At 65.3% G+C, this 21,274-nt stretch carries 20 protein-coding genes and 1 tRNA gene (1 of these 21 only partly in view); 4 read left to right on the top strand and 17 right to left on the bottom strand.

The annotated features are described in order from the left end of the window. Positions 1 to 571: the 5' portion of a TRAP transporter substrate-binding protein gene (locus V5279_RS40035; RefSeq protein WP_166299342.1), read on the bottom strand. It extends 518 nt beyond the left edge of the window; only the first 571 of its 1,089 coding nucleotides appear in the window; its start codon is at positions 569 to 571; its stop codon lies beyond the left edge, outside the window. Between the two features lie 315 nt (positions 572 to 886). Here V5279_RS40035 and V5279_RS40030 point away from each other — a divergent pair, with 315 nt between their 5' ends. Then, on the top strand, positions 887 to 1,972 hold the full coding sequence (locus tag V5279_RS40030) for an NAD-dependent epimerase/dehydratase family protein (RefSeq protein ID WP_166299341.1): 1,086 nt from the start codon (positions 887 to 889) through the stop codon (positions 1,970 to 1,972). A gap of 182 nt (positions 1,973 to 2,154) precedes the next feature. Here the strand turns inward: V5279_RS40030 and V5279_RS40025 are convergent, their stop codons facing one another. From V5279_RS40025 to V5279_RS40005, 5 genes are all read right to left on the bottom strand, one after another. Then, positions 2,155 to 3,462, bottom strand: coding sequence for an NAD(P)H-dependent oxidoreductase (locus V5279_RS40025; protein WP_338692335.1), 1,308 nt, complete (start codon positions 3,460 to 3,462; stop codon positions 2,155 to 2,157). Positions 3,463 to 3,620: 158 nt separating this feature from the next. Beyond that, complete coding sequence (locus V5279_RS40020) at positions 3,621 to 4,421, bottom strand: phytanoyl-CoA dioxygenase family protein (RefSeq protein WP_338692334.1); 801 nt, start codon at positions 4,419 to 4,421, stop codon at positions 3,621 to 3,623. Between the two features lie 57 nt (positions 4,422 to 4,478). Beyond that, positions 4,479 to 5,153, bottom strand: coding sequence for a GntR family transcriptional regulator (locus V5279_RS40015; RefSeq protein WP_338692333.1), 675 nt, complete (start codon positions 5,151 to 5,153; stop codon positions 4,479 to 4,481). Between the two features lie 308 nt (positions 5,154 to 5,461). Beyond that, the gene (locus V5279_RS40010; protein WP_338692332.1) at positions 5,462 to 6,718 is read right to left on the bottom strand and encodes a M20/M25/M40 family metallo-hydrolase; all 1,257 of its coding nucleotides are present in this window, start codon (positions 6,716 to 6,718) and stop codon (positions 5,462 to 5,464) included. 63 nt (positions 6,719 to 6,781) lie between these two features. Then, positions 6,782 to 7,648 (bottom strand): sigma-70 family RNA polymerase sigma factor, encoded by an 867-nt coding sequence (locus tag V5279_RS40005; RefSeq protein ID WP_338692331.1) that lies wholly within the window; start codon positions 7,646 to 7,648, stop codon positions 6,782 to 6,784. A 110-nt stretch (positions 7,649 to 7,758) separates the two neighbouring features. On the opposite strand from V5279_RS40005, the gene V5279_RS40000 reads away from it, so the two are divergent. Beyond that, positions 7,759 to 8,214, top strand: coding sequence for a carboxymuconolactone decarboxylase family protein (locus V5279_RS40000; protein WP_338701655.1), 456 nt, complete (start codon positions 7,759 to 7,761; stop codon positions 8,212 to 8,214). A gap of 233 nt (positions 8,215 to 8,447) precedes the next feature. On the opposite strand, the gene V5279_RS39995 is transcribed toward V5279_RS40000, so the two are convergent. Then, on the bottom strand, positions 8,448 to 9,257 hold the full coding sequence (locus tag V5279_RS39995; protein ID WP_338692330.1) for an alpha/beta hydrolase: 810 nt from the start codon (positions 9,255 to 9,257) through the stop codon (positions 8,448 to 8,450). Positions 9,258 to 9,413: 156 nt separating this feature from the next. Here V5279_RS39995 and V5279_RS39990 point away from each other — a divergent pair, with 156 nt between their 5' ends. Next, on the top strand, positions 9,414 to 9,956 hold the full coding sequence (locus tag V5279_RS39990; RefSeq protein WP_166299336.1) for a methylated-DNA--[protein]-cysteine S-methyltransferase: 543 nt from the start codon (positions 9,414 to 9,416) through the stop codon (positions 9,954 to 9,956). Positions 9,957 to 10,129: 173 nt separating this feature from the next. Here the strand turns inward: V5279_RS39990 and V5279_RS39985 are convergent, their stop codons facing one another. The 10 genes from V5279_RS39985 to V5279_RS39940 form a co-directional block, all read right to left on the bottom strand. Further along, on the bottom strand, positions 10,130 to 10,999 hold the full coding sequence (locus V5279_RS39985) for an MBL fold metallo-hydrolase (protein WP_338692329.1): 870 nt from the start codon (positions 10,997 to 10,999) through the stop codon (positions 10,130 to 10,132). Positions 11,000 to 11,074: 75 nt separating this feature from the next. Next, a complete protein-coding gene (locus V5279_RS39980) occupies positions 11,075 to 12,265 on the bottom strand; it encodes a serine hydrolase domain-containing protein (RefSeq protein WP_338692328.1) in 1,191 nt (396 codons plus the stop codon). A gap of 25 nt (positions 12,266 to 12,290) precedes the next feature. Beyond that, entirely contained in the window at positions 12,291 to 12,905 is a 615-nt protein-coding gene (locus V5279_RS39975; protein WP_338692327.1) for a glutathione S-transferase family protein, read from the bottom strand. A 144-nt stretch (positions 12,906 to 13,049) separates the two neighbouring features. After that, complete coding sequence (locus V5279_RS39970; protein ID WP_338692326.1) at positions 13,050 to 13,892, bottom strand: fumarylacetoacetate hydrolase family protein; 843 nt, start codon at positions 13,890 to 13,892, stop codon at positions 13,050 to 13,052. Positions 13,893 to 14,032: 140 nt separating this feature from the next. Further along, complete coding sequence (locus tag V5279_RS39965) at positions 14,033 to 14,881, bottom strand: MBL fold metallo-hydrolase (protein ID WP_166299331.1); 849 nt, start codon at positions 14,879 to 14,881, stop codon at positions 14,033 to 14,035. A gap of 101 nt (positions 14,882 to 14,982) precedes the next feature. Further along, positions 14,983 to 15,930, bottom strand: a complete 948-nt coding sequence (locus V5279_RS39960) for an NADPH:quinone reductase (protein ID WP_338692325.1) — start codon at positions 15,928 to 15,930, stop codon at positions 14,983 to 14,985. Between the two features lie 38 nt (positions 15,931 to 15,968). Next, positions 15,969 to 16,751 carry an SDR family oxidoreductase gene (locus V5279_RS39955; RefSeq protein ID WP_029079681.1) on the bottom strand — a complete coding sequence of 261 codons (783 nt, stop codon included), beginning with the start codon at positions 16,749 to 16,751 and terminating at the stop codon, positions 15,969 to 15,971. Between the two features lie 137 nt (positions 16,752 to 16,888). Continuing rightward, on the bottom strand, positions 16,889 to 17,404 hold the full coding sequence (locus V5279_RS39950) for a CvpA family protein (RefSeq protein WP_338692324.1): 516 nt from the start codon (positions 17,402 to 17,404) through the stop codon (positions 16,889 to 16,891). 301 nt (positions 17,405 to 17,705) lie between these two features. Further along, positions 17,706 to 19,313, bottom strand: coding sequence for a choline dehydrogenase (locus V5279_RS39945; RefSeq protein WP_338692323.1), 1,608 nt, complete (start codon positions 19,311 to 19,313; stop codon positions 17,706 to 17,708). A gap of 116 nt (positions 19,314 to 19,429) precedes the next feature. Continuing rightward, entirely contained in the window at positions 19,430 to 20,863 is a 1,434-nt protein-coding gene (locus tag V5279_RS39940) for a coniferyl aldehyde dehydrogenase (RefSeq protein WP_338692322.1), read from the bottom strand. Between the two features lie 327 nt (positions 20,864 to 21,190). Between V5279_RS39940 and V5279_RS39935 the strand changes: the two genes are divergently transcribed. Next, positions 21,191 to 21,267 (top strand) — tRNA-Met (locus tag V5279_RS39935). Positions 21,268 to 21,274: the final 7 nt, after the last annotated feature.

Here is a 21,274-nt window from a genome sequence, read left to right as displayed (position 1 = left end):
CGCCGCCGACCTTGGCGATGATGGTGCCGGCGAAGCCGCCGACCCGGAATTTCAGCCCCTGGAAATCCGCCATCGACTTGATCTCCTTCCGGAACCAGCCGCCCATCTGGGCGCCGGTCGAGCCGGTCGGAATGCCGAGGCAATTGTATTCCTTGAGCAGGTCGTTGAGCAGATCGGTGCCGCCGCCCCACTGCAGCCAGGAAATATGCTGGCGGGTGTTGAGGCCGAACGGCAGCGACGTGCCGAACGTAAAGGCGGGATTCTTGCCCCAGTAGTAATACAGGGCAGTGTTGCCCATCTCGACCGTGCCGTTGGAGACGGCGTCCAGGACCTGCAAACCGGGCACGATCTCGCCGGAGGCGAAGGGCTGGATCTGGAAACGGTTGTCGGTGATCTCGGCGACGCGCTTGCAGAAGAATTCACAACCGCCATAGAGCGTATCGAGCGCTTTCGGCCAGCTAGCCGCGAGCCGCCATCTGACTTCGGGCATCGATTGTGCGACCGCCGGTGCCGCGACCGCCGTCGCAGCCAGGCCGACGCCGCCTGCTTTCAAGAATTCACGACGCTTCATGCAATTCCCTCCTGTTTGCCGATAGCTCGACAAGGGAACGATCTTGGTGTCGTCTTTTCTTCGCCGATCGATCGACGTTGCTGTGGTGAGTGTGTCCGGCGGCCCTCGACGGGCTCTTGTCCGTGGAAATCCGAGTCTCTGGTTCCACCGGTCAGGATGATCGTTTGCCGGAGGAAATCAAGCGCCTGCCTTCATCGCAGGTGCGAAGGAAATCGGGCGCAGACGGATTTCGTCCGGCAGATCGCGGCGACGGACGCTGGCGCCCTTGCTGCGATCTGCTACGCAGGACAGGTGGATTGATGGGAGTTCGAAGACATGGCCGCCAAGAAAGTCGTGGTCGCCGGCGCGACCGGCCTCGTAGGCAGCGCCGCCTTGCGACACTTCGGCGCATCCGGAGATTGCGAGCGCATTGCGCTGTCGCGCCGCAAGCCGCGCGATCTCCACGGCGCGCGGTACGTGCCGATCGATCTCGCCAGCGCGGAGGATTGCAGCCGCGCCGCGGCCGAGCTCGGTGGCGCGACCCACCTGATCTATGCCGCGCTTTATGAAGCCCCGAGCCTGGTCGATGGCTGGCGCGATGCCGGGCAGATCGCAACCAACGACCGGATGCTGCGCAATCTGATGGGCGTGCTCGAGCCCGTCGCGCCCGATCTCAAGCATGTCGCGCTGCTGCAGGGCACCAAGGCCTACGGCGTGCACGTCCGGCCGCTCACGGTGCCGGCGCGCGAGGGCCGTTCGGAGATGTACGAGCAGCCGAATTTCTATTGGGCGCAGGAGAATTTCTTGCGCGAGCTGCAGTGGGGCAAGGACTGGCACTGGAGCATCCTGCGCCCGGTCTTGATCATCGGCGAAGCCATGGGCGGCGCGATGGACCTGATCCCGCCGCTCGGCGTCTATGCCGCGGTGCTGCGCGAGCAGGGCAGGCCGCTGGATTATCCCGGCGGCGCGCCGCGGGTCGCGCAGGCGGTCGACGTCGATCTCTTGGCGCGCGCGATCGCCTGGTCGGGCGATGCGGAGGCTGCGCGCAACGAGGCCTTCAACGTCACCAACGGCGACGTCTTCACCTGGGAGAATATCTGGCCGGCGGTATCAGATGCGCTTGAGATGGCGCCGGGCCGGCACGTGCCTTTGTCGCTGGCGCAGGAATATCCAAAATGGATCGCAGTATGGGACGAGCTGCGGAAGAAGCACGATCTGATCGCACCTGGCCTCGAAGACTTCGTCGGCCTGTCGTTCCAATATGCCGATTACAGCATGCGCTACGGGCAGACCGAGTCCGGCCCGCCCTCGATCGTCTCGACGGTGAAGATCAATCAGGCCGGCTTCACCGAGATGATGGATACGGAAGCGATGTTCCGCAAATGGTTCAAGCTGGCGAAGGCGAGCCGGCTGCTGCCGTAGTCATCAGGGCAACGCTCCAACCGCTCCCTCGCCCCGCTCTTGCGGGGAGAGGGCTGGGGTGAGGGGCCGCCATCCGGCGAGCACTTTGCTCCTTGTTGAGCGCCGCGCCTCGGCCCTCACCCGGATCGCATCTCCGATGCGATCCGACCTCTCCCCGCAAAGAGCGAGGAGAGGTGGAAGAGCTAGCGCGAGAACGCCTTCTCCATCGCCTTGCGCGTCTTGATCGTGTCGTTGGCCTCGTCGACCTCGACATCGCTCCAGCGCACCACGGCGCCGTGGGCGGCGTCGTTCTTCAGCTTGACGCGATGCGCGAGCCCGATCGGCAGTGCGCCGGCGGCGAGGCTGGCGGCGGCTGGCATCAACTTGCCCCACACCGTGTAGCCGCCTTCGCCGTCGAGCATCTCGCCGGCGCGCAGGTTGCGTTTGGCCACCGCTGCGACGTCGCCGCGGAAGCCGCGCGGCTGTCCGGTCGGCTCGTTGCGCAGCGCCGCCGACAGCACGGAAATATTCAGCTCGAGCCCGATCAGATGATACGGCTTGTACATCGCGGCATAGCGGCCGGACGAATCGGTCTTGAGGCCATACTGCCTGAAGCAGTCCGCGGCATAGTCGTTCGGCGCCTCCAGCACCACATAGACGCCCCAGCGCAGATCGCGGAACACCGGGCGGCCGTCGCGCTCCAGCGACGACACCACCTCGACGATGCCGGATTTCTCCAGCACGCCGCCCTTGTCGCGCGGCCGCATCACATGCGGCAGATCGTCGACGCCGCAGGGCGGAAACAGCAATCCCTCCGAGGGAACATCGAGCGTGCAGGCATTGGCGATCGCCGCCATCTCGATCGCCGATTTGGTGCCGTCGAGGAAGGAGTTGAACATCTGCGGGTTCATGCCGGCAGATTGCGCCTCGCCGGCGGTCAGCCCGTAATGCTGCCACACGCCTTCCGGCGTCACGTCATGATAGGCCGGCAGGTACTTCGTGCCCTTGCCGGCGGCGACGACGCGAAAGCCGGTCGCGCGCGCCCAGTCGACCATCTCCGCCGTCAGTGCCGGCTGGTCGCCATAGGCGAGCGAATAGACCACGCCGGCCTTGCGCGCCTCTTCGGCGAGCAGCGGCCCCGCCAGCACGTCGGCCTCGACATTGACCATCACGACATGCTTGCCGGCGGTGATCGCCGCGCGGGCATGACGGATGCCGACGGCGGGATTGCCGGTCGCTTCCACCACGACATCGAACGCGCCGCCGGCGATCGCGCGCGCGCCGTCGTCGGTGAAGGTGGTTGCGCCGATCCGCGCGTCGTCCCAGCCGACCGTCCGGCACGCCTCGCGCGCGCGGTCACGGTCGAGGTCGACGATCACGGGCACCTCGAGCCCCGGCGTGTGCGGCACCTGCGACAGGAACATCGAGCCGAATTTTCCGGCGCCGATCAGGACGACACGAACCGGCTTGCCGGCGGCGGCGCGGGTTTTGAGGAGGTGATGCAGGTTCATGAAAGATGTCCGGGATCGTTGTCGTGTCCCGGACGCGGTGCGGCACGACGTGCTGCTCCGCAGAGCCGGGACCCATGGAGGAAGTTGAACTAGAGTGTGGGCCCCGGCTCAGCAGCGCATCGCTTTGCGCTGCGCTGCGTCCGGGGCACGAACGTGTCTTACTCCGCCGCCTGCCGCGGCGCACGGGCGAGCCGCAGCAGCGCGTCGTCGGCCACGGTCTGGATCGGCGCGAAGTCGCGGTGCGCGATGTACTCCGGCCGCGTCGGGGTGCGGATGTAATTCGAGACCGCATTCAGCGTCAGGTAGACGATTTTGCGCGGGTAGGGCGTGATGTTGCCGCTCGATCCATGCACCAGATTGCCGTGGAACATCAGCATGCCGCCGGGCTTGCCGGTCGGGGCGACGATGCCGCCCTGCTTCACGAGGCGGGTCACCGTCTCTTCGTCCAGCGTCCACAGCGGGTATGACGTGGTCTCGAGATCGTGCGACGCCTTCAGGTCGCCCGCGGTCTGGCTCTGCGGCACCAGCATCAAGGGGCCGTTGATCGGCATCACCTCGTCGAGGAAGATCGCGATGTTCATCGCGCGCGGCTCCGGCATGCCGTCGTCGCGCTTCCAGGTGCCGTAATCCTGGTGCCATTGCCAGACGTCGCCGGTGAAGGCCGCCTTCGCATTGATCTTGAACTGGTGCATGTAGACCTTCTCGCCGAACAGCTGCTCGATCGGGTCGATCATGCGCGGATGCGCGCCGAGCAGGCCGAACGCCTCGTTGTAGAGATGCGCGGCGAAGGCGGTACGCGGTGCGCCGCTCTTCTCGCGCCAGACCTCGGGACGGTTGGCGTCATAGATCGAGACCGCCTCGCGCGCGAGGAAGTCGACCTCTTCCTGGCTGAACAGCTCGGGCAGGAACAGCCAGCCTTCGCGATGGAAAAATTCGACCTGCTCTCGGGTCAGTTTCATGGTGCTTTCCTCCTCTGATTATTGGTCTTCGCTCTTGCGACGGCGTGACGATCCTGTTCACGCCGCCACGTCGATCGCTCTCAGCTTCTCTTCCGTCATCCGTCCTGCAGTCTGCGCATGTGCCAGCGCTGCGGCTTCTGCGGCTGCGGCATTGCCGGAGAAAACATGCGCGGCGATGGTCTCGTGTTCGGTCCAGGCGCTGCCGCGGTAATCCAGCTCGGCGAGCACGGTCGCCATCGAGCGGCGCATATGCGGCCATTGCGGCGCGATCATTTCCTCGATCGCGGAATTGCCGGCGAGCCGATAGATCGCGCTGTGGAAGTCGACATCGAGCGCGATCAGGCGTGCCAGCGGCACGCTGTCGTCGATCGTGCGTCCGGCTTCGAGCGCGGCTTCGAGCTGCGCGCGTGCAACGGAATCCTCTTTCACGCGCCTCGCGGCGAGCCGCGCCGCCAGCGCATCGATGGCGCCGCGGACCTCATAGAGCTCGCGGATGCGTCGCGGATCGAGCTGCGTCACCTCGAAGCCGCGCTTGCCGCTCTCTGCGACGAGGCCCTGGCGATGCAATAGATGCAGCGCATGCGAGATCGGCTGGCGCGAGACGCCGAGCTTCTCGGCAAGCTCGTTCTGGGTGATGCGCTGGCCGGGCAGCAGCGTGCGGTCGATGATCGCTTCGAGCAACCGGCCGTAGACCTGGTCGATCAGGTTCGGAAGCGGGTCCAACGGGATCATGCGATCAATCCAAATTGGAATACGGAATTCTGTGTTCGAAAGCGAAGCTACCGCGGGTTGCAGGAGCGGTCAAGGCTCCAGTTTGTGATGGCGCTAAGTGACTGAGAACGGGATGATTTTGCGAAGCGCGGGACCCGCAAGGCCGATGTCGACCACGGACCAGAAAGTGTCCGCGATGTCTCCGAACACCCGTCCGCCATCTCCCCGGTCTGAACAGTGGGGAGGGTGGGGTGGCCCCGGGCGCAGGCGCGAACGATGAACTGCCGGTGCGTCGATCGGCAGCAGAAACGTCCATTTGTTCGAGTCCGCTACTTCGCCTTGCCGAGATCCATCAGCATCCGTGTCATCAGATAGAGCCGCGGCACGATCGAGTTTGTGTCGATGTATTCGTCGCGGGCGTGATAGCCCCAGCCGGCGAGGCCGAAGCTTTCGACCACGATGGCCTTGCCGCTGCGCGCGGCGTAGCCCGCGTCGGTCGCGCCGCCGGTCATCTCGGCGATATCCAGCTTCCGGTCGAGCTCGGCGTAGATCGCCTGTCCGTCTTTCGCGAGCGCGCGGCCGCGATCGTTTGCCACGAAGGGCGGACGGCCTGCCGCGACCTTCACCGTCACTTCGGTGTCGGCGATCAGTTTGTTCTTTACCTTCTCGTCGAGCGCCGCCTGCAGTTTCTCGACCCCATCAGGAATGGTGAGGCGGATGTCGGCGCCGGCGCTGGCATGGTCTGGGATCTGGTTGCGCACGGTGCCGGCCTTTGCGGTGGTCCAGTTCAGCTGCGTGCCTGGTATCGATTTCGCGACGTCCTGGGTCTGCAGCAATTGATGCGCCAGCTCGATCAGCGCGTTGCGGCCGAGCTGCGGCGCGGCGCCGGCATGCGAGGCCTTGCCCTTCACATCCATTGTGCCGGTGGCGGTGCCGCTGGCGCCGAGCAGCAGGCTTTCGTTCCTGGCGACCGGCGGCGCGACCGTGGGCTCGCAGGACAGCACCACATCATGCTGGTCGGCGAGCTCGGCGATGATCTCGCCGGAACCGATCGAGCCGACCTCTTCATCCGGATTGAACGACACGGTGAGCTTGGCGTAGTCGCGCCAGCCCGCATCGTTCAGGATCTTGAGCGAATGCAGGATGACGGCGATGCCGCCCTTGTCGTCGGCAATGCCTGGCCCGTAGATCCTGTTGCCGTCGACCTTGTAGGGCTGGGTGTCGAGGATGCCGTGCTCATAGACGGTGTCCATATGCGCGATCAGCATCAGCTTCTTGCTGCCGCTGCCTTCAAAGGTGCCGATCACCATGTCGGCGCCGGCGCCGCGCGTGGTCTTGCGCCGCTCGGTCTTGGCGCCGAGCGCCTTCAGTCGCGCTTCGGTGTAGTCGGCCATCTTCTTCAGGCCCTCGACATCGCTGGAGCCTGACTCGATCAGAACCATGTCGTGCAGGCTTTCGATCACGGCCGGCTGGGCCTGCTCGGCGGCCGCGCGCAGCTTTTCATCTGCGGCGGCAAAGGCGGGGGACGAGGCGAGGGCGAGCGAGAACACGCCGGCCGACGCGAGCAATTTGATGGACAGTTTCATGATTGTCCTCCCTTGGTGGCGCGGGAAAACGATAGCATCACGACCCTTCAGCCTCCAGCCGCGTCAATTGCGATCGAGCACCTCGACATCGAGTGTTTCGATGTCGGCGGCATCGGCGGTCGCATCGATCGCCGCGATCCTGTCGCCTGAAATCGTGACCCGCAGCACGACGCGCAGCGCGCCGCCGAAGACGACGGCAACGCCGATCGCGCCGTCGACCAGCGCCGCACTCGCCGCCTGTGCGCGTCCCTTGAAGCTTTCGGCGACCGCTGCGGCGCCGCGGATCACCGGCAGCGAGCCGAGCCGTTGCGCGGCCTGATCGGCGCGGACCACGACGTCGGGCGCGAGCACGGCGAGCAGCGCTTCGAAATCGCCGTTACGGGATGCGGCGAGGAAGGCCTCGACGATGCCGCGCTGCCGGCCGAGATCGGTATCCGGCGCGGGCGGCGCACCCTGCACGCGGCGCCGGGCGCGGCTGGCGAGTTGCCGCGCCGCGGCCGGCGTGCGGCCGACGATCGGCGCGATCTCATCGAACGGCACCGCGAACATGTCGTGCAGCACGAAAGCCAGCCGCTCCGCCGGTGCCAGCGTTTCCAGCACCACGAGCAGCGCCGCGCCGACGGAATCAGCCATCTCGGTCTCGCGCTCGGACGGATTGTCTGCGACCGGTTCCGGCACGTGCGGGCCGATCGGCTCCTCGCGGCGCGATTTGCGCGAGCGGAGCATGTCGAGGCAGATGCGGGCGATCACCGTGGTCAGCCAGCCCCCGAGATTGTCGACCGCGGCGGCGTCGGTGCGGCCGAGCCGCAGCCAGGCTTCCTGCACGGCGTCGTCGACCTCGGCGGTCGAGCCCAGCATGCGATAGGCGACCGCCCGCAACCGGCCCCGGTTGGCCTCGAACTGCTCGGTGAGAGAATTTTTCTCGTCCATCGGTCACGTTCCCTTTGTCCGCTCCGTCATGGCGATGACGAACGAAAGTGGGCCGATGTGACAGCAGATCGGCGCGGCGACGTCAAAAAGCAAATCAGGAGAGTGACATGATGAAGGCCCGCATGAACCACCCGGTGATGGTTGTTCCCGATGCCATGAAGGCGCTGCAGGCGCTCAGCGAGAGCACCAAACAGGCTTTGCCGGAAAAGCTGCTCGAACTGGTCCATCTGCGCGCCAGCCAGATCAATGGTTGCAGCGTCTGCGTCGATATGCACCCAAAACTCGCCCGCCGCGCCGGCGAGACCGACGAGCGGCTGTTCGCGGTCGGCGCCTGGCGCGACACGCCCTATTTCACTGAGGCCGAGCGCGCTGCTTTGGCGCTGACGGAAGCCGTGACCCGGCTCAGCGACCGCGAAGATCCGGTGACGGATGCGGTATGGGACGAGGCGGCGAAGCATTTCAACGAGCAGCAGCTGGCATCCCTGGTGCTGGGGATCGCTGCGATCAACGTCTGGAACCGGCTGAACGTCGCGGTGCGCCAGCCGGTTGGTGTTTGGAAGGTGTGAGTAAATCTCTTGCCGCGCAGGCGGTGCACCCTCTCCCCTTGTGGGAGAGGGTGGCGCGATAAAGCGCAGCGGCATCGCGCCGGGTGAGGTGTTCTCTCCGCGGAGACAGACCCCTCACCCGGATCGCATTTCGCTTTGCTGCATGCGACATAGCCGAAGCTGCGCTTCGGCGTTCTTGAGAACGGCCGCCGTAGGCGGCCTATGCCACTCCCACAAGGGGGGAGGTGCACTGCCTACGCCGCCAGAAACTCCAGCACGATCTCGCAGTATCGTTGCGGCGCCTGCTCGAACATCGGATGCGTGGTGCCCGGGATCATCTCGGTGCGTGCGCCCTTCACATTGGCGGCGAGGGCGTGCAGCACCTTCGGCAGCATACCCTTGGTGTTGGCGCCGCCGATGAACAACGTTGGCGTCTTGATCGCTTCCGCGTCTGCTTTCGAGAACGGCGGGCGCTGGTCGCGGGTCTGGCCGATCAGCGTCGTCGCGTTGTCGCGCAGCAGTTGCTTGGAGGTTGCCGGAAGCCGCTTCCAGGCGCCGGGGCCTTCGAGCGCGTCCAAGAAGATCTGCAAGCCGCCATCGATGTCGCCTCCGGCAATCACGTCGGCTGAGGCCGCGATCCGCGCCGCAAGCGGCGAGGGGCCGGGCTGGAAGTCGGGATCGAGCGTGCCGTCGAGCTCGCCGCCGGGCTCGGCCAGGACGAGCTTGCGCAGCAGGTCCGGCCGCCGCTGTGCGGCACGGAAGCAGATGTGGCCGCCGCGGGAATGCCCCATCAGGTCGACGGGCCTGGTGTCGAATTTCTCAATGAAGGCGATCACGTCATCGACATGCTGGGCGATCGAATAGGTGTCGCCGACGCCGTCCCAATGCGCCGGGAAGAAATGCCGCAGGCTGACCGCGATCACCCGGTGCCGGCGCGTCAGCGGACCGAGCACCGCCGACCAGATCCGGAAATCGCACAGCGAGCCGTGCACGCAGACCAGCGGCGGGCCCTCTCCGATATCGAGATAAGGCATGTCGAAACCGTTGACGGGGAGGCTGTGCATTTGGGGGCTCGCGAACGGGGCAGATGTTGTTGATTTGGCCCAAGTTCCCACGGAATTCGGGTGGATAGCAACATTCTCCAAGCCTAGGTTTCAGGTCAGCAGCAGGCTCGCGCGCGTGAGCCCAAGGGACATATCAAGGAACATTCGGAGCGAGCCATGACCGGCCAGCATTTTGCAATCTTCGAGACCATGATCGGCGCCTGCGGCGTCGTCTGGGGCGAGCACGGCGTCACCGGCGTGCAGCTGCCGATGGGCACCGAGGAGAAGACCCGGAAGCGGATTTTTCAGCGCAATGGCGACGTCACCGAGGCGGCGCCGCCGGCCGAGGTGCAGCACGCGATCGACGGCATGATCGAGCTGCTCGCCGGCAAGCCGAACGACCTCGCCGACATCGTGCTCGATCTCGACGGCGTGCCGGAATTCAACCGCGGCGTCTACGACATCGCGCGAAAGATCCCGCCCGGCAAGACCGTGACCTATGGCGATATCGCCAAGCAGCTCGGCGGTGTCGAGCTGTCGCGCGACGTCGGCCAGGCGCTCGGCCGCAACCCGTGCCCGATCGTGGTGCCCTGCCACCGCGTGCTGGCGGCCGGCAATAAGCCGGGCGGCTTCTCGGCCAATGGCGGCGTGGTGACCAAGCTGAAGATGCTGCAGATTGAAGGCGCGGTCGTGAACCACACACCGAGCCTGTTTGATTGAGGCACCGGTCTTTCCGGGCTCCCTCTCCCCGTTCTTCACGGGGAGAGGGTTGGGGTGATGGGCTCTATCCGCGGGGCGGTATGCGCTGAGCGACCTGTACCCCCTCACCCGGATGGCATCTGCGATGCCATCCGACCTCTCCCCGCAAGCGGGGAGAGGTAAAGAACAGGCGGCTACGCCACCTCACACACAAACCCGTTCCCCTTCCGCCTGATCTTGCCGACCGAGGGCGAGGGGAAATGCGCGGGGCAGCACAGCGTGTCGGTGTCACAATAGCGCTCCAGGAAACTCCGCCGCGTCGTCGCGGCCTGCGCCTGGTCGACATCGAACTTCGCCGACAGTTCCGGATAATGCGTCTGGATCGGCGAGTGCATCAAATCGCCGGCGAACACCGCATCATCCTTGCCGCGGCCGAAGCTGAAGGCGACGTGGCCCGGCGTGTGGCCGGGCGTCGGCAGGATGCGCGCGTGGTCGCCGATCGCAAAATCATTGCCGACAATCTCGGCCCGCTTGGCCTCGACCACCGGCAGCACGCTGTCCACGAATGGCGGCACCTCGGCCTTCGCGTTGGTCTCGGTCCAGTAGTCGAACTCGGTCTTGTCGAACACGTAACGCGCGTTCGGGAAGGTCGGCACCCAGCGGCCGTTCTCCAGCCGCGTGTTCCAGCCGACATGATCGACGTGCAGATGCGTGCACATCACATAGTCGATGTCACCGACCGAAAAGCCGGCTGCCGCGAGGCCGCGCAGATAGCTGTCGTCGGTCTTCATGTTCCATTTCGGCCGCGCCGGCCGCGGCTTGTCATTGCCGATGCAGCTGTCGATCAGGATGGTGTGGTGCGGCGTCTTCACGATGTAGGACTGGAACGCCAGGATCAGCGTATCGTTGTCGTCCAGCGCGCCTGCGGTCTTCATCCAGGCGCGGTTCTCCGCGAGGACTTCCGGCGTCAGCCCGGGCAGCATTTCATGCGCGGGCAGGAATGTCGTCTCCTGCTCGACGATGCGATGAATAGTGAGATCGCCGGCGGCAAATTTCAGGCTCATGGGTGATTCCTTCGGCGTTAGCGTTTTCGAGCGAAGTGGAGTCCGGTCCGCGTGAAGAAAACGCGTAAAAAAGCTTTAGTGCGCGTCGCGCACGGCGGGAATGATGATGTTGGTGAGGATATCCATTGCCGCAAGGCCTTCCTTCGGTTGGCCGTACTGGGCTGCCGTCGTCACCATCACAAGGTCGAGATCGGGAACGGCGATGACGCGCTGGCCGCCCCAACCGAAGGCGCCGGCCCACCTGATTTCTTTCCCCGCCGCAAATGATCGCCCCACCCACCATTGATGGCCATAGAACAGCGTGCCGCCGAAATAGCCGACCGCCTGGAAGTGCGGTGCGATCGACTGGTCCATCCACTCGGCCGGGACGATCTGCTGCTCCTTCCATCGCCCGTGGTCGAGCACGAGCTGGCCGATTTTTGCGGCGTCGCGCGGCCGCAGCCTGAGGCCGGACGCAGCAGCGATCTTGCCGTTCTTGTAGGTCTTCCATTCGAAATCGGTGATGCCGAGCGGCTCGAACAACGTCTCGCGCGCGAACGCCTCGAGCGATTTGCCGGAGACTTGCTCGATGATGTTGCCGAGCAGATCGGTGCCGCCGCCATTGTAGGTCCACAGCGTGTCGGGCGGCGCTGCGATCGGCTTGCCCAGCACGTAGCCGATCGGATCGGCATCGAAAGCGAGATGCGGTTCGTCGTTGTTGGGATCGGTCCAGGGCAGCGTCTCGTCCCATTTGATGCCCGATGACATCGTCAGCAAATGGTGCAGCGTGATTGCGTCCCAGCCGGCTGATTTCACCTGTTGATGCTCGGGAAAGAATTTCACCACGGGCTCATTGGCGCTGGCGATCAGCTTGCGGTCGATGGCGATGCCGACCAGCAGCGCCGTCACGCTCTTCGTTGCCGAGCGCATGTCGTGCTTGGTCGTCGCGGTGAATTCGGTGCGGCCTTCGGGCTGGCCCCATGGCTGGTCGATGCCGGCAAAATACTGCTCGAATACCAGTCTGCCGTGACGTGCCACGACAACGGAATGCACCTCGCTGCTGCGCAGGCTGAGCCGCGCGGCGATGCCGCACAGACGCTCACCATCCATGCCGACGCTCTCCGGCGAGGCAATCACCCAGCCGTCGTCGAGCGCGGCCGGCGATCCGCAAGGCTGGCGTTGTTGTCCAGGGGTCATATCGTCGGCCCTCAGATTGGCGATTGAGGCCGTCAACGCGAGCGCGAGGCTCGCGCCGAGACGTGAGAGGCGGGGGAAGCGATGGCGCATCGTGATTTCTCCCCGGCTTCTTGCGCTACGCCGCAGGCGGCGCCGAGATCTTCACCGACGGCCGCTCCAGCATTCTCTGGTAGAAGGCGTCGAGCTTGGGATAGGCCTTGCGCCATCCGCAATCGGCGAAGCGGAAATCCGCATAGCCGAGCACGCAAACGAGGCCGATCTGCGCGATGTCGAACGACGAACCGTCCAACACGTCGGGCCGGTTCTCGAACCGCGCCATGCCGGCCCAGGCCCTGTTCCAGTGATCGTCGTACCAGGCCTGCCACAGCGAGCCCTGCGGCCGCACCATCTTCTCGTAGCGGCACAGCAGCATGGAATCGAGCATGCCGTTGATCAGCGAGTGATCGGTCTTCAGCTTCCAGCGCCGCGGGCCGTAGCCCGGGATCAGCCGGCCGCCGCCGATCTCGTTGAGATATTCGACGATCACGTAGGAATCGAGAATCACATCGCCATGGTCGAGGATCAGCACCGGCAGTTTCTTCAGCGGCGAGATCTTCGAATATTCATCGTTGGCCTGTCCCGGCGCGACGCTGGCCGGCACCAGCTCGATCTTGTCGATCAGGCCAAGCTCGATCGCCGCGATGCGCACCTTGCGGGCGAACGGGGAGGCGGGAGAGAAGGTGAGTTTCATGGAGAACTCCTGCGAAGATTCTTTCCGCCGTCATGCCCGGGCTTGACCCGGGCATCCACGTCTTACTGTTGCGAGGCGACTGAGACGTGGATGGCCGGGTCAAGCCCGGCCATGACGCATTGGTGGTGCGGTTTCCCGCCGCACTCACGCAGCGACGATTTCCTGGCGCTGTTCGCCGAGACCTTCGATGCCGAGCGTCACGACGTCGCCGACATTGAGATATTGCGGCGGCTTCATGCCGGTGCCGACGCCGGGCGGGGTGCCCGTGGTGACGATGTCGCCGGGCAGCAGCGTCATGAACTGCGAGACGTAGGAAATGCACTTCGCCATGGTGAAGATCATGGTCGAGGTCGAGCCGGTCTGGCGGCGCTGGCCATTGACGTCGAGCCACATCGACAGCTTCTGCACGTCGGCGATTTCGTCCTTGGTGGCGAGCCACGGGCCGACCGGGCCGAACGTGTCGTGCGACTTGCCCTTGGTCCATTGTCCGAGGCGCTCGATCTGGAAGTTGCGCTCGGAGACGTCGTTGCAGATGCAGTAGCCGGCGACGTGGTTCAGCGCGTCGGCTTCCGACACATACTTGGCGCGGGTGCCAATGATGGCGGCGATCTCGACTTCCCAGTCGAGCTTGGTCGAGCCGCGCGGCTTCTCGACCGCGTCGTTCGGGCCTGACAGCGCGGTGTTGGCCTTCAGGAAGAAGATCGGCTCGGACGGGATCGGGTTGCCGGTTTCCTTGGCGTGGTCGGAATAGTTCAGGCCGATCGCGACGAATTTGGAGATGCCGGTGACCGGGGCGCCGAAGCGTGGCTTGCCGGAGACGGCGGGCAGGGAGGCGGGATCGAGGGCGGCAAGCTTCTTCAGCGACTCCGGCGAATAGGCGTCGCCGGTCAGGTCCTTCAGATGGGCCGAGAGGTCGCGCAGCTGGCCGGATTTGTCGATCAGACCGGGCTTTTCCGCACCCTTTTCGCCATAACGAACAAGCTTCATGTTGATCACTCCCTTCGATGTCCTGAGGATTGTTACTGCTATACCTCGACACGCTTCATGGAACAGCGCGCCCGGAAATTCAACCGCCATGAGCGCGCTGCATTGCTGCCAAGCCTTATTTCAAGGCCAGTTCGGGCCGATCAGCCCAGCGCGATGAAGCGGAACGCGTCGCCGTCGCGCTGGATGTGGCCGGCGCTGAAATGCCCGCCGATCACCAGCGTCGGCGTATCGGCAAAGCGCGAGAACAAGTCGCGCCGCGTCGCGGCCGACTGCTTCGGATCGGAGTCCACGGTCGCAGACCAGTCGAGGTGATACATCTGGCAGGGATGATGCGCGGCATCGCCGGTCAGCAGCGCTTGCTCGCCGCCGGACTTGATGTGGATGCTCATGTGGCCGGGGCTGTGACCCGGCGTCGGGATCAGCGTGATCTCCTCGGTCAGCCGGTGGTCGCTCGGCACCAGCTCGGCCTTGCCGACATCCGCGATTGGTTTCACGGAGTCCGCGAACACGGCGGCGTGGGCGGGATCGTCGCTGTGGTCGCGCCAGTAATCGTATTCGGTCTTGCCGAACACGTAACGCGCCTTGGCGAAGGTCGGCACCCATTTGCCGCCGACGAGCTTGGTGTTCCAGCCGACATGGTCGACATGCAGATGCGTGCACAGCACGGTGTCGATGCTGTCAGGGGCGAATCCGGCCGCGGTCAGCTTCTCCAGGAACGGATCGCTGCGGTTGTTCCAGGTCGGTACATTGCGGCCCTGCTTGTCGTTGCCGAGCCCGGTGTCGACGATGATGCGGTGCTCCGGCGTCTCAACCAGCAGCGAATGGATCGACATTTTCAGCCGGCCCTCCTCGTTGGCGAAATGCGGGATCAGCCAGGGCAGGCTCTGGATCTCTTCCCGGCCGGCGAGCGGCAGGATGAAGCGTGTGCTGCCGACGGTCTCGAGCTCGACGACTTTTGTGATCTTGACCTTGCCGATCGTCCATTGCATGCGGCGTATCCCGGTTTTTTGTTGCTCTGTCGCCGGACCATGCTTGCTTCCGCGTGGCGGCGCAATGGATCAAGTCGGCGCTTCCTGCGTCAGCCTGGCGACTACCGCGCGCAGTCGACGATTACGGTGCCGATCTTGTCGCCCTTCTCGACGGCGAGATGGGCGTCGGCGGTCTCCGCCAGCGCGAATTGGCCGGCGATGTTGTGCACTCGGGCGCCCGACTCCAGCCACTTGGTGATATCGGCCTGCGCGGCCGCGAGCAGTGGCGGCGGCAGTGCGAACAGCACCAGCGACCGCACCGTGATGCATTTCTCCATCAATTCGCGCACCGGCAGCGTCGGCGTGCGGTTGCCGTTGGTAGCGTAGACCGCGATCGTCGAATTCATCGCCATGATCTTCAGCGTGGTCGCGAGGTTGCCGCCGAAATCGACGTCGATCACGCGGTCGACGCCGCGGTTCTCGGCGAACGCCATCACCTTCGAGACGACGTCCTCGGTCCGGTAGTTGACGACCGTGTCGGCACCGGCGAGCCGCGCTTCCACGTCCTTGGCCTGCGAGCTCACGGTGGCGATGACGCGGGCACCGCCCCATTTTGCGAGCTGCACGGCATAGTGGCCGACCGCGCCGGCGCCGCCGGTGACCAGCACCGTCTGCCCCGCGATCGGACCGTCGGCAAACAGCGCACACCACGCGGTCATGCAGGGAATGCCGAGCGTCGCACCTGCCGCGAACGACACGTCCTGCGGCAGCGGCGTCACCAGATAATCGGCGAGCGTGATGTATTCGGCCGCGGTGCCAAAGGCGCGGCCATTGCGCTGGCCGTTGAACAGCCAGACGCGGTCGCCGACCGCAAAGCGGCTGACGCTTTCACCGACCTGGTCGATGATCCCGGCGCCGTCGCTGTTCGGGATCACGCGTGGAAATTCCATCGCGCGATAGTTGCCGCTGCGGCGGCCGACATCGGCCGGATTGACGCCGGAGGCCTCGAGGCGAACGCGGACCTCGCCGGGGCCGGCCTCAGGTGTCGGCATCTCGCCGACGGTAAGCACCGTCGGCGCCGCTCCTGTCCGCTCGTACCAGACTGCCCTCACAGCGTGCCCGGGAAGGCGCCGCCATCGAGCAGAATGTTCTGCCCGGTGATGAAGCCCGCCTTGTCGCCGCACAGGAAGGCGCAGGCGTAGCCGAATTCATCGGGATGACCGAAGCGGCCGGCGGGGTTCAGCTTGGCGCGCTCGGTCATGACGGCCTCGATCGAAAGGCCGCGCTTTTCGGCTTCCGCCTTGCCGGTGCCGCGCAGACGGTCGGTGTCGAACGGGCCCGGCAGCAGGCCGTTGATGGTGACGTTGTTGATCACGGTCTTGCGCGACAGGCCGGCGACGAAGCCGGTGAGGCCGGCGCGGGCGCCGTTGGACAGGCCGAGGATCTCGATCGGCGCCTTCACCGCCGCTGAGGTGATGTTGACGATGCGGCCGAACTTGCGCGCCATCATGCCGTCGACGGTCGCCTTGATCAGCTCGATCGGCGTCAGCATGTTGGCGTCGATCGCCTTGATCCAGTCGTCGCGGGTCCAGTTGCGGAAATCGCCGGGCGGCGGGCCGCCGGCATTGTTGATCAGGATGTCCGGATCGGGGCAGGCCTTGAGCACGGCCTCGCGTCCTGCCGGGGTCGTGATGTCGCCGACGATCTCGGTGACGGTGACGGCGGGATGGCCTTTGCGGATCTCGTCGGCGGTCTGCTTCAGCGCCTCGGCGCCGCGCGCCGTCAGCGTGACATGCACACCCTCATTGGCGAGCGCGATCGCGCAGGCGCGGCCCAGTCCCTTGCTCGATGCGCAGACGATGGCGCGGCGGCCTTTGATTCCAAGATCCACGAGTTTCACTCCCTGTGATGTCGGGTCGGTTTGTAAGGTTTTGATGGCGCCAGTCTAGCCAAGCCCGGCGGCGCAGGTAAGGGAGGTGCAATGCATAAGTGCATGCCGGACCGGAACAGCCGGCCGAGCACCGTGGGTTAGATGTGTTGCTCCCGCCGCAACCGCTCGATCGCCATAGCGGCTTCGGGCGGCAATGAGCGGAATCCGGCCTGTCCGGCCGCGGAGAACAACGGCCGCAACTGCGATCCGTTGAGGAATTGCGGCTGCCTGGCAACCGGCACCAGCTGATCGAACACCACCACCAGCGTGGTCACGACGAGGCCGACCCTGATCGCGCCGAGCAGCGCGCCGCCGAGCCGGTCGCCGATCCCGATCTCCGCACCGATGGTGTCGTCGAGCATCGTCCGCGCCATTTTCCCGAGGATGACGCCGATCAGCAGGAACAGGCCGAACAGCAGAACGCCGTTGGGCGGAAACGGCGACGACGGAAGCGTCGCGATGTGCGGCCCCATCATCGCCATCGCGGCGACCGCGAGCGGCATGGCGACGAGATAAGCCAGGATCGTGACCGCGCTGCGCAGCAGGCCCGTCGTGAAGCCGGTGACCACCGCGAACAGCAACCCGAGGGTCACGACAATGTCGAAGAGGTTCATGGAAAGGTATTCCCGGTCCCCCGGTTGATGAAACCGGCTTACATCAGGGACAATTGTAGTGATCAATCGTCCGCTTCAATCCGGCAACCTATGGATGTCCGGCCTATTCGATGTCGGTAAAGAAATCATCCTCATCGCCGGCGCTTCGCGGGGGCGTCATTGCCGGGCTTGACTCGGCCCTTCCACAGTCGTCATTCCGGGGCGCGCGGCAGCGCGAACCCGGAATCCATTCATCCACCGAACCTGCGGCTCAATGGATTCCGGGTTCGCGACTTCGTCGCGCCCCGGAATGACAAAGTGGCTACCCCGCCCGCATCTCCGCCCTGATCATGTCGGCGGCCTTTTCGCCGATCATGATGGTCGGCGCATTGGTGTTGCCGCCGATCAATGTCGGCATGATCGAAGCATCGACCACGCGCAACGCTTCGAGCCCGTGTACGCGCAACTTCGGATCGACCACCGCAAGCGGATCGCCGGTGCCCATCCTGCAGGTGCCGACCGGGTGATAGACCGTGTCGGAGCGCGCCCGCAGGATGCTGCGGATGTCGTCGTCGGTGCGGACATCTGATGTGAACATGTCCTTCTGCTGCAGCGCGCGCAGCGCCGGCGCGTCGAGCAGCCGCTTCGTCATCTTGAAGCCTGCGACCATGGTCTCGATGTCGCTGTCCTCGCCGAAGAAGTTCGGATCGATCGCGGGGGCTGCCAGCGGGTCGGCGCTGTTCAGCCACACGCTGCCGCGGCTTGCCGGGCGCAGCAGGCAGACATGGCAGGAGAAGCCGGTGCCCCAGCGCGGCTTGCGGCCGTGGTCTTCCACCATGGCCATGCAGAAATGCAGCTGGATGTCGGGGACGTCGAGGTCAGGTCGCGTCTTCAGAAAGCCGCCGCATTCGGCGACGTTCGAGGTCATCGGGCCGCGCCGCTCGCGCCGGTATTGCCCGATGCCCTTGATGATCCGCCCGATGCCGCCCCACGACAGCCCCGAGAAATAAGGTGCGTCGGAGGCGAAGCCGAATACGAAATCAGGATGATCCTGCAGGTTCTGTCCCACACCCGGCAGATGATGCACGCTGGCGATGCCATGCTTGCCGAGCGCCGCGGCGTCGCCGACGCCCGACAGCATCATCAATTGCGGCGACTGGAACGCGCCGGCCGAGAGGATGACCTCGCGCCGCGCGCGCAGCACCTTCTTCTGCTTGCCTTGCATGTATTCGACGCCGACGGCGCGCTTGCCCTCGAAGATGATGCGCGTCGCCTGCGCCTGGGTCTCGATGCGCAGGTTGGGCCGGCGGCCCATGTGGGGATGGATGTAGCCGCGCGCTGCGCTCCAGCGCTCGCCATTCCTCTGGGTCACCTGGTAGATGCCGAGGCCTTCCTGCTCGGCGCCGTTGAAATCGTCGCGGATCCGGAACTGCGCCTCGCGCGCGCCCTGCAGGAACATCTCCTTGACCGGATTGTCGGACTGCAGACCCGTGACGTTGAGCGGGCCGCCCTTGCCGTGATATTCGCCGTCGAGCTCGGTGTTGTGCTCCGAACGCTTGAAATAGGGCAGGACGTCGTCGTAGCTCCAGCCCGTATTGCCGAGCGAAGCCCAGTGATCGTAGTCGGCGCGATGCCCGCGGATATAGACCATGGCATTGATGGCGCTCGAACCGCCGAGCCCCTTGCCGCGCGGCTGATAGCCGATGCGGCCGTTCAGGCCCTTCTGCGGCACCGTGTCGAATGCCCAGTTGTTGATCTTGCCGGAGAGCATGAGAATGATGGCGCCGGGCGTGGTGACGACCCAGTTGTCGTTCTTGCCGCCGGCATCGAGCAGCGCCACCGAGGTCGCCGCATCCTCCGACAACCGCCCCGCCACCGCGCAGCCGCCCGAGCCTGCGCCCACCACCACGAAATCGAATGTGTCAGTCACGTTTCCCCCTTGCTTGTTCTTGTTCGTCATTCGGGGGCGATGCGCCAGCATCGAACCCGGAATCTCGAGATTCCGGGTCTGGTCCTTCGGACCATCCCGGAATGACGGCGTACGCGCTACGACAACAACCGCATCAGCTTCTCCAGCCGTGCGATCTTCGCGCCATAGGGCGGATAGAGATCGGCGAGCCGGTTGAAGCGCGAGCGGTAGAACACCGGCTTCAGCTTGGTCAGCGTCTTGAATCCCCATTCGCCGTGATAGGCGCCGGTGCCGGACGCGCCGACGCCGCCCATCGGCTGATAGGCCTGCGCGAAATGGAACAGGCAGTCGTTGACGGTGACGCCGCCGGACACCGTGCGTGTCAGCACGGCGTCGCGGGCGGCGTTGTCGGTGCCGAACCAGTACAGCGCCAGCGGGCGGTCGCGCTTGTTGATGAAGGCGATCGCCTCGGTCGCGTCGCGCATGCCCATGACCGGCAGCAGCGGTCCAAAGATCTCCTCCTGCATCACGGTCATCTCGGGCGTGGCGTCGACGATCACGGTGGGCGGGAATTTGCGCCTCGCCTTCCACTCGGGATCGTTCGGCGTCGCCGGCTGCATGATGGTCGCGCCCTTCGCGGCGGCGTCGGCAACCAGGCCCTCCAGCCGCGTGTAATGCCGGTTCGAGACGATCGAGCTGTAGTCGGCGTTGGCGGGGTCGGTGCCGAACATGTGCTGCATGTGGCCCTGCAGCCGCATCGCAAAGGGCTGCACCGCGGCCTGCGGCACCAGCGCGTAGTCGGGCGCGATGCAGGTCTGGCCGGCATTGAGCAGCTTGCCATAGGCGATACGTTGCGCGGCTTCGTCGATATCGGCAGAGCCGTCGACGATCACCGGCGACTTGCCGCCGAGCTCGAGCGTCACCGGCGTCAGGTTGCGGCCACAGGCTTCCGCGACCAGCCGGCCGACCCGGGTCGAGCCGGTGAAGATCAGATGATCGAACGGCAACGCGGCAAAGGCCTTTGCGATGTCGTCGTCGATATCGGTGACCGCGAGCTCGGTGGTGTCGAACTTCTTCTCGATCACCTCGGCCAGCAGCTCGGCGAACCGCGGTACCAATTCGCTCGGCTTGATGATGGCGCGGTTGCCAGCCGCGATCGCGGCGACTGCGGGCGCCAAGGTCAGCTGCAGCGGATAATTCCAGGGCGCGATGATGCCGACCACGCCGAGCGGCTGCGGGATCAACCGGTTCTTGGCCGGCGCGAACTGCACCGTGGTCGGGATCCTTTCGGGCGCCATCCAGCCCTTGAGGTGCTTGGCCGCATGCTTGATCTCGCCGAGCACCAGCATGGTCTCGGCGATCGCGGTCTCGACGGTGGAGCGGTGGCCGAAATCGGCCGAGATTGCCGCCCCGAATCGCGCCTCGTTCTCGGTCAGCGCGGCGCGCAGGCGGCGCAACCGGTCGAGCCGCGCCTGCAATGTCGGCGCCGGCTCGCTCCGTGACAGCTCGATCTGGCGGTGAAAGGCTTCCTCAAGCGCATGCAGCCCCGGGCTCTTCAATGGCCGGTCCATGGCGTTCCCCTCGGCGTTCCCCCTCGGACGACGTTTCCTTGACGGATCTTGTTGGGCGCCAAGCTCCGCTTTTGCGCGTGATCTGGCAAGAGCGGGTTCCGGGCGGTAAATTTGCTAGGAAAACCACAGATTTCGGCGTCACAAAAACCTCAAAAACCCGCATCCGGGGCTTTCCAAACCGCACTCACGTTGATACATACCCCTCGCACCCGACGGCTTCGGCCCGGGTCGCCTTCTCAGGAAGCCTCCGGACGGATCGATCGGCGCCATCTGATGCGTTGGCCGACCGGCTCAGGCTCTCTTTCAGCAAGGCACGCAACGGTTTAACGCGGGGTGGAGCAGCCCGGTAGCTCGTCAGGCTCATAACCTGAAGGTCATAGGTTCAAATCCTATCCCCGCAACCAAGATCGA

Origin of the sequence: Bradyrhizobium sp. 26S5, assembly GCF_036923295.1 — a bacterium.
In the GTDB taxonomy this organism is placed as follows: domain Bacteria; phylum Pseudomonadota; class Alphaproteobacteria; order Rhizobiales; family Xanthobacteraceae; genus Bradyrhizobium; species Bradyrhizobium septentrionale.
The sequence above is the reverse complement of the archived record's forward strand: the minus strand, read 5'-3'. Positions and strand labels throughout refer to the sequence as shown.

Excerpts from the sequence above, each read along its gene's own strand:
- V5279_RS39950 (WP_338692324.1), bottom strand. The coding sequence starts at position 17,404 with ATGAACCTCTTCGACATTGTCGTGACCCTCGGGTTGCTGTTCGCGGTG.
- V5279_RS40015 (WP_338692333.1), bottom strand. The coding sequence starts at position 5,153 with ATGATCCCGTTGGACCCGCTTCCGAACCTGATCGACCAGGTCTACGGC.
- V5279_RS39970 (WP_338692326.1), bottom strand. The coding sequence starts at position 13,892 with ATGAAGCTTGTTCGTTATGGCGAAAAGGGTGCGGAAAAGCCCGGTCTG.
- V5279_RS39990 (WP_166299336.1), top strand. The coding sequence starts at position 9,414 with ATGACCGGCCAGCATTTTGCAATCTTCGAGACCATGATCGGCGCCTGC.
- V5279_RS39995 (WP_338692330.1), bottom strand. The coding sequence starts at position 9,257 with ATGCACAGCCTCCCCGTCAACGGTTTCGACATGCCTTATCTCGATATC.
- V5279_RS39975 (WP_338692327.1), bottom strand. The coding sequence starts at position 12,905 with ATGAAACTCACCTTCTCTCCCGCCTCCCCGTTCGCCCGCAAGGTGCGC.
- V5279_RS40010 (WP_338692332.1), bottom strand. The coding sequence starts at position 6,718 with ATGAAACTGTCCATCAAATTGCTCGCGTCGGCCGGCGTGTTCTCGCTC.
- V5279_RS39965 (WP_166299331.1), bottom strand. The coding sequence starts at position 14,881 with ATGCAATGGACGATCGGCAAGGTCAAGATCACAAAAGTCGTCGAGCTC.
- V5279_RS40025 (WP_338692335.1), bottom strand. The coding sequence starts at position 3,462 with ATGAACCTGCATCACCTCCTCAAAACCCGCGCCGCCGCCGGCAAGCCG.
- V5279_RS40000 (WP_338701655.1), top strand. The coding sequence starts at position 7,759 with ATGAAGGCCCGCATGAACCACCCGGTGATGGTTGTTCCCGATGCCATG.
- V5279_RS39980 (WP_338692328.1), bottom strand. The coding sequence starts at position 12,265 with ATGCGCCATCGCTTCCCCCGCCTCTCACGTCTCGGCGCGAGCCTCGCG.
- V5279_RS40020 (WP_338692334.1), bottom strand. The coding sequence starts at position 4,421 with ATGAAACTGACCCGAGAGCAGGTCGAATTTTTCCATCGCGAAGGCTGG.
- V5279_RS39985 (WP_338692329.1), bottom strand. The coding sequence starts at position 10,999 with ATGAGCCTGAAATTTGCCGCCGGCGATCTCACTATTCATCGCATCGTC.
- V5279_RS40030 (WP_166299341.1), top strand. The coding sequence starts at position 887 with ATGGCCGCCAAGAAAGTCGTGGTCGCCGGCGCGACCGGCCTCGTAGGC.
- V5279_RS39940 (WP_338692322.1), bottom strand. The coding sequence starts at position 20,863 with ATGGACCGGCCATTGAAGAGCCCGGGGCTGCATGCGCTTGAGGAAGCC.
- V5279_RS40005 (WP_338692331.1), bottom strand. The coding sequence starts at position 7,648 with ATGGACGAGAAAAATTCTCTCACCGAGCAGTTCGAGGCCAACCGGGGC.